The 741-nt window shown below is 67.1% G+C and carries 1 protein-coding gene; it reads left to right on the forward strand.

Annotation, left to right across the window (positions count from 1 at the left end):
* Positions 1-260 precede the first annotated feature (260 nt).
* Positions 261-653: a hypothetical protein gene (locus tag GF068_RS43240; protein WP_153825431.1), complete on the forward strand. Its 393-nt coding sequence runs from the start codon at positions 261-263 to the stop codon at positions 651-653.
* Positions 654-741 lie beyond the last annotated feature (88 nt).

The raw sequence follows: 741 nt of genomic DNA on the forward strand, positions 1-741 counted from the left end.
CGCTTCAGCAGCGCAGCCTTCTGCTCGCTCGTATGGTTCCTGCGGGTTCGCTTCGACATGAACGGTTTGTCCTCGACCGGGTGTAGCACGGCGGTTAGGTTTGTCCCGTTCCGAGGGAGGCAGAACAGTGTAAACAGAAGCTCGCGACGGAACGGCCCAATGGATTAGAGCAGGCGCGCGAGATCTTCGAGTTCACGAAGAGCGTACAGCCCCCCACGCCCCGCGAAGACTCGGGCCCGTGGAAGGAGGCGTTCGAGGCGATGAAGGACGCGAAGGTGCAGGGTGGCGTGGAGAAGGGCGACGAATTGTCCTTGGCAACCTTGGCCCCGCTCTTGACAGGTCTTGTCGACCTCATGAAATCGAAGCGTGCGGAACCGCAGACCCCGCAACCGCCCCCGCCGCCGCCTGCGCCGGCTCCCGAGCCGGCTCCGTCACCGCCGGTATTCGATCCGGCGACGGGCGCGGTTTACGTTTTCGTGCCCGGGATCGGGCACTGCAGAGTGGTGGATCCGGCCACCGTGCACGCTGCCCAGCAACAGCAGCGCGTCGCCCCGCCCGCGCCCCCCGCGGAGCCGTTCGCGCAGCCCCCGCAGCCGATCGTGCAGCCCGCGCCCCCGGAACGTGTCAACGCGAACGAGACAGCGCCGTCGTGAATTCTATGAGGGTGCGGCTACAACAGCGGCAGCTCGCGCCTCGCGTCGCGGCGTCTTCGCCGCGGCGTGAGGCGCACTCTGGTTTCTG

This window comes from Polyangium spumosum, from assembly GCF_009649845.1.
Lineage (GTDB): Bacteria > Myxococcota_A > Polyangia > Polyangiales > Polyangiaceae > Polyangium > Polyangium spumosum.

What these genes read in the sequence shown, in the direction of transcription:
- GF068_RS43240 (WP_153825431.1), top strand. Translation starts at nt 261, where the DNA reads ATGAAGGACGCGAAGGTGCAGGGTGGCGTGGAGAAGGGCGACGAATTG.